Origin of the sequence: Streptomyces sp. NPDC060194, assembly GCF_042728285.1 — a bacterium.
Taxonomy (GTDB): domain Bacteria; phylum Actinomycetota; class Actinomycetes; order Streptomycetales; family Streptomycetaceae; genus Streptomyces.
In genome coordinates, this window is sequence record NZ_JBHWZH010000020.1 from 26,243 (window position 1) to 32,284 (window position 6,042).

General features: G+C 72.5%; 4 protein-coding genes. 2 read left to right on the forward strand and 2 right to left on the reverse strand.

Annotation, left to right across the window (positions count from 1 at the left end; all coding sequences use genetic code 11):
- Nucleotides 1-11: 11 nt before the first annotated feature.
- Nucleotides 12-1,094, reverse strand: a complete 1,083-nt coding sequence (locus tag ACFWEG_RS06925) for a WD40/YVTN/BNR-like repeat-containing protein (RefSeq protein WP_387210024.1) — start codon at nt 1,092-1,094, stop codon at nt 12-14.
- A 63-nt stretch (nt 1,095-1,157) separates the two neighbouring features.
- Nucleotides 1,158-2,072 carry a homocysteine S-methyltransferase gene (mmuM, locus tag ACFWEG_RS06930; RefSeq protein WP_387210026.1) on the reverse strand — a complete coding sequence of 305 codons (915 nt, stop codon included), beginning with the start codon at nt 2,070-2,072 and terminating at the stop codon, nt 1,158-1,160.
- 204 nt (nt 2,073-2,276) lie between these two features.
- On the opposite strand from mmuM, the gene ACFWEG_RS06935 reads away from it, so the two are divergent.
- Together ACFWEG_RS06935 and ACFWEG_RS06940 are read left to right on the forward strand one after the other, a co-directional pair.
- A complete protein-coding gene (locus ACFWEG_RS06935; protein ID WP_387210028.1) occupies nt 2,277-5,060 on the forward strand; it encodes a glycosyl hydrolase in 2,784 nt (927 codons plus the stop codon).
- A gap of 139 nt (nt 5,061-5,199) precedes the next feature.
- A complete protein-coding gene (locus ACFWEG_RS06940; RefSeq protein ID WP_387210030.1) occupies nt 5,200-5,916 on the forward strand; it encodes a nitroreductase family protein in 717 nt (238 codons plus the stop codon).
- Nucleotides 5,917-6,042: the final 126 nt, after the last annotated feature.

The window sequence follows — 6,042 nt, forward strand, 5'->3', positions numbered from 1 at the left end:
GCCACGGGGCGTCACTCTAGCGAGGCGGCCCGCACCACGAGCACGTCGGGTAGGTGCGAGGCGATCATGCTCCAGCTGTCCCCGTCGTCGGCGCTCGCGAACACCTCGCCGTTGCGGTTGCCGAAGTACACACCGGCCGGATCCCCCTGGTCGGTGGACATCGCGTCGCGCAGCACGGTGCCGTAGTGCGCCTGTTCCGGCAGGCCGGTGCTCAGCGGCTCCCAGCTGCCGCCCGCGTCGGTGGTGCGGAACACCCGGCAGCGGTTCTCCGCGGGGACGCGGTCGGAGTCCGCGGTGATCGGGAAGAGGTAGGCGGTGCCGGCCCGGTGGGGGTGGGCGACGACGGAGAAGCCGAAGTCCGAGGGGAGGGCCGCGCCGATGTCCGTCCACTTCGAGCCGCCGTCGTCGCTGCGGTAGACGCCCCAGTGGTTCTGCAGGTAGAGCCGGTCGGGGTCGGCCGCGTCCCGCGCGACCTTGTGGACGCACTGGCCGAACTCCGGGTCCGGATCCGGCAGGAACGAGGCCTGCACGCCGCTGTTGGAGGGCTTCCAGCTCGCGCCCCCGTCCCCGGACCGGAACACCCCGGCCGTCGACACCGCGACGAGCAGCGCGTCGGGGTCGCGCGCGTCGGTGAGGATCGTGTGCAGTCCCTCACCGCCGCCGCCCGGCACCCACTGCGACCGGGTGGGGTGCTCCCACAGCGGACGGACCAGCTCGAAGGACTCGCCCCGGTCCTCCGAACGCCACAGCGCCGCCGGCTCGGTGCCCGCGTAGACCACGCCGGGTTCGGCGGCGGCCGGGTGGAGCTGCCACACCCGCTCCAGGGACGCGCCGGTGTCCTTGGGGAACCTCACGGCCGGCTTCTCCGGCTCGACCCAGGTCCGCCCCAGGTCGTCGGAGTGGAACACCGAGGGGCCCCAGTGCGCGCTGTCCCCTCCGACGAGCAACCGCGGCGCCGGATCCCGGGTGTCGACCGCGACCGAGTAGATCGCCTCCGACCGGAAGTGCGGGCCGTCGAACGCCCACCCTCCGCCGCTCCGACGCCCGATGAAGAGCCCCTTGCGGGTGCCCACCGCGAGCAGTACCTCGGCCATGACCGATCACCTTCCTGTCCTCGTCGAACGGTTACGGATCAGTGTGCACCGCGCCACTGACAGTCACCGTCCGGCGAGCCGTTCCCGCAGGTCGGCGATCGTGTCGGGGCCCACCCGGCAGCAGCCGCCGACGAGCCGCGCACCGGCCTCCACCCACCCGGTGACCCGCTCCGCGGCGAAGGTCGCCCGCCCCGTCCAGGCCCCGGCCGCCACGTCCCAGACCTCCCCGCTGTTCGGGTACACGACGACCGGCTTCCCGGTGACCCGCGCGGCGAGCTCCACCGCCGGACCCGCGTCCTCGGGACGGCAGCAGTTGACTCCCACCGCGACCACCTCCTCGACGTCGGCGGCGAGCGCGAACGCCTCCGCCAGCGGCTGCCCGGCCCGCGTACGACCGCCCGCGACGCTGTACGACAGCCAGGCGGGCACCCCGCAGCCGGACACCGCCCGCAGCAGGGCGCGCGCCTCGTCCGCGTCCGGCACCGTCTCCAGGGCCAGCACGTCGGGCGCGGCCTCGGCCAGCGCCTCGATCCGCGGCCGGTGGAACCGCTCCAGCTCCGGCACCCCGAGCCCGTACCGGCCCCGGTACTCCGAGCCGTCGGCCAGCATGGCCCCGTACGGCCCCACCGAGGCCGCCACCCATCGCGGCAGGCCGTCGCCGGGGGCCGTGGCGGCCGCCTCGCGGGCCGCGGCGACGCTCGCGCGCAGCAGTCCGGCGGCCGCGCGGCGGCCGACGCCGCGCCGGGCGAACCCCTCGAAGGTGGCCTGATAGCTCGCCGTGGTGGCCACTCGAGCCCCCGCCGCGAAGAAGGCGCGGTGCGCCGCGACGAGCGCCTCCGGCCGGTCGGCGAGTACGCGCGCCGTCCACAGCGCGTCGCCCAGGTCCTCGCCCAGCGCGCTGAGCTGCCCGGACAGGCCGCCGTCGAGCAGGACCGGACCCGCCGCGAGCGCCTCGGTGAACGGCGTGCTCCGTGTCATGCCTCCGACGTTAACGCTCCGGAGGCAGGCGCGAGCCGAGTCCGGCCGTCCCGTCAAGAGGTGAACGCGCCGGGCCCGCGGTAAATCCTCCAACGGCCTTTCCTGTCACATGTATTGACGAGGATGTTTCACAAGTTTTACGTTCACCCGCAATTGAGAGCGCTCTCACGGCGTGCTCCCTCACCCCCCTCCGAGGTGTCGAAGATGTCTGCCTCCCGTTCCAGACCAGCCGCGGCCCTGCTGCTGGCCTCCGCCCTCGCCGCCTCCGGACTGGTCGTCACGGCCACCCCGGCGGCGGCCGCCACCATCCCCGTCGGCGCCGGCAGCTACGCCGACACCCGGCCCGCGGGGACCGTCGGCCCGACCACCAACACCGGCGCCCCGGTCACCCCCAAGCTGACGGCGGCCGCCAAGGACAAGCCGGTGCCGACCAACGACTGGTGGTCGTCGCTGGCCTTCCAGCGCTACGGCGACAACCCGTGGTCGACCCCGATGTACGGCCACCCGCTCACCTACCAGGCGGTCCGGGGCGGTCTGGAGGTCGGCTACCCGACCTCGCCGGCGATCGTCGGCGACGGCCGCCAGTACGAGTACGCCCACAAGGCCGACCTCACCCTCGGCCTCAGCGGCCTCAACTCCGCCGACACCAAGGCCGACAGCTGGTCGGACTGGACGGTCACGCCGTACTGGTCCGACGGCACCCGCACCCTGCGCACCACGATCGGCCACGGCCTGCCGTTCGTGTACGCCAAGGGCACCGGCGGCGCGGCCAGCGTCACCACGGCGAGCGCGCCGACCGTGTTCTCCGACCAGGGCAACGTCCTCGGCATCACCGTCGCCGGCCACCACTACGCGCTCTTCGCGCCGAGCGGCGCCGACTGGAACGTCTCCGGCTCCTCGATCACCGCCGGCCTCGGTTCCAAGGACTACTTCTCCCTCGCGGTCCTGCCGTCCACCGACGCCCTGGCCACGTACAAGAAGTACGCGTTCAGCTTCGTCACCGGCTCCAAGGTCACCTGGAACACCGGCGGCGGGAACGTGGGCGCCACCTACGCCCTGACCACCCAGGCCCAGGAGGGCTCGGAGACCGGCACCCTCCAGGCGCTCTACCGGCACCAGTGGCTGCACACGAGCAGCCCGCTCACGTCGTACACCTACGTCTCGCCGCGCGGCACGATGAAGGTCCGCGAGGGCACCTCGTTCACCACCAGCCAGAAGGCCTCCGCGGTCCTCCCCGCCCTGCCGAAGACCTCGGCCGTCGACCGGGCCCGGCTCAAGGGCTACATCGACGAGGCCGCGAACGCGAGCGACCCGTTCTCCGGTGCCGTCGACACCTACTGGACCGGCAAGGCGCTGGGCCGACTCGCCCAACTGGTACCCATCGCCGACCAGATCGGCGAGACCGGGTCCCGGGACAAGATGCTCGGCCTGCTCAAGGGCCGGCTCCAGGAGTGGTTCACGGCGGGCGGCGCCTCCCAGTTCAGCTACGACAAGGACTGGAAGACCCTGATCGGCTACCCGGCCTCGTACGGCAGCGACGCCGAGCTGAACGACCACCACTTCCACTACAGCTACTACGTCTACGCCGCCGCGATCGTCGCCCAGTACGACCAGGCCTGGGCCGCCGACGCGCAGTGGGGCGGCATGGTCAAGACGCTGATCAAGGACGCCGCCAACCCCAGCCGCACCGACAGCGCCTTCCCCTTCCTGCGCGGCTTCGACGTCTACGCCGGACACAGCTGGGCCTCGGGCCACCAGGGCTTCGCGGCGGGCAACAACCAGGAGTCGTCCTCGGAGTCGACCAACCTCAGCGCCGGTCTGATCCTCTGGGGCGCGGCGACCGGCAACACCGAGCTGCGCGACCTCGGCTCGTACCTGCTGACCACCGAGTCGGAGGCCATCGCCCAGTACTGGTTCGACGCCGACGAGGCCGTCTTCCCCGGCTCGTTCGGGCACGACACGGTCGGCATGGTGTGGGGCAGCGGCGGCGCCTACTCCACCTGGTGGACGGCCAACCCGGAGGAGATCCACGGCATCAACGTCCTTCCGGTGACCGGTGGTTCGCTCCACCTGGCCCGGGAGAAGGCCGCCATCCGGCGCAACCTCGCCGAGCTGGAGCGCAACAACCCCGGACCGCCGGTCGAATGGCGCGACATCCTCTGGGAGTTCCAGGCCCTCGCCGACCCCGGTCCGGCCAAGGCCCGCTGGGACGCCGGCCACGCCGGGTACACCCCCGAGCAGGGCGAGTCGAAGGCGCACACCTACCACTGGATCAACACCCTCGACGCGCTCGGAGCACCCGACGCGACGGTCACCGGCGACCTGCCGACCTCGGCGGTCTTCACCAAGGGCACGGTCCGCACCTACGCCGCGCACAACTACGGCTCCTCCGCCGTCACCGTCACCTTCTCCGACGGCGGCAAGCTCAGCGTCCCGGCCCGCTCCTCCGCGACCGGCAACGGCACGGTGACCGGACCGGACCCCGACCCCGACCCCGACCCGCCGACCACGGGCAACACCTTCCAGCTCCGCACCGGCGGCACCCTGACCACCGCGACCGGCGGCACGGCGGCGGCCGACACCATCGCCTCCGCCGGCGGCGCCAACCACGACGGCACCCCGAACCAGCCGCTCGTGTACCAGGTCCGGGGCGTCAACGGCACGCTCAAGTCGGGGGTGTCCACCGCCTTCAAGCTGCAGCTCGACGCCGGCACGAACGTCGGCCTCGGCCAGCAGGCCAGGATCAGCTACGACCTGACCGGTGACGGCACCTTCGACCGGACGGAGACCTACCACTACTTCGCCACCGACCCGGTGAACGGCTGGGAGGAGTACAACCAGAGCCGCGGTCTGAAGTCCTCCACCGGCACCCTCGGCAACCTCCGCAACGGCACCGTCAGACTCGAGGTCTGGAGCGCGATCGGCAACGGCACCGCCAAGCTGCAGACGGGCACGGCGACTTCGACCGTCGTGATCCCCTTCGGCTGACCGCCCCTGCCGCACGACCGGCTCCGCAGCCGGTGGGCCCCCTGACCTGAACCCGAGTCAGGGGGCCTGCGGACGACCGGAATCGAGGAGCGCGGACCGCCTCCCGCCCGGCCGACGGCTACGTCTACACTCCGCGATCATGAGCGAACTCACCGGCAAGATCACCGAACCCGCCCTCTTCGACACGATGTCCACGATGCGCGCCATGCGCCGCATCAAGCCCGACCCGGTCTCCGAGGACCTGGTCGAGCAGCTCGTTCAGGCGGCCGTGTGGGGCCCCAGCGGCGGCAACATGCAGCGCTTCGAGTACGTCGTCGTCACCGACCGGGAGGTCATGGCCCGCCTCGCACCGCTGTGGAAGCGCGTGGTCGACGCCTACCTCGCCACCACCGGCGCCCTGGCCCCCGAGGGCATGGACGAGGCCGCCTACGGCCGGATGGTCGCCGCCATCGAGTACCAGCGCGACCACTTCGCCGACACCCCGGTGCTGATCATCCCCTGTTACCAGTTCCCCGAGCCGCGCGTGACCGAGGAGGGCTACCTCGCCTCCGCGCAGTCCCTCGGCCCGGCCGCCACGCAGACCCTGATGGAGACGCAGGAGCGCTTCCAGGCGCTCGCCGAGGGCTCCTGCGTGTACCCCGGTGTGCAGAACCTGCTGCTCGCCGCCCGGGGCCTCGGCCTCGCCGCGAACATCACCATCTGGCACCTGATGCTGGAGCAGGAGTTCAAGGACGTCCTCGGCATCCCCGACGGCATGCGGACCTTCGCCGCAATACCCGTGGGCTGGCCGCTGGGCAACTTCGGCCCGGTGCGCCGCCGCCCGGTCTCCGAGGTCGTGCACCGCGACCGCTGGTAGTCCCTCGGACATGCGTCGGGGGGGGGCGGGCCGGGGGGCCCCCCCAACCCGGGGGGTGTGGTAAAAACCGACCGCCGGTAATGGTCCGCGCCGGCCCCCCGCCCCCCCACCCGCGGGGCGCCGCGC

What these genes read in the sequence shown, in the direction of transcription:
- mmuM (WP_387210026.1), bottom strand. Translation starts at nt 2,072, where the DNA reads ATGACACGGAGCACGCCGTTCACCGAGGCGCTCGCGGCGGGTCCGGTC.
- ACFWEG_RS06940 (WP_387210030.1), top strand. Translation starts at nt 5,200, where the DNA reads ATGAGCGAACTCACCGGCAAGATCACCGAACCCGCCCTCTTCGACACG.
- ACFWEG_RS06935 (WP_387210028.1), top strand. Translation starts at nt 2,277, where the DNA reads ATGTCTGCCTCCCGTTCCAGACCAGCCGCGGCCCTGCTGCTGGCCTCC.
- ACFWEG_RS06925 (WP_387210024.1), bottom strand. Translation starts at nt 1,094, where the DNA reads ATGGCCGAGGTACTGCTCGCGGTGGGCACCCGCAAGGGGCTCTTCATC.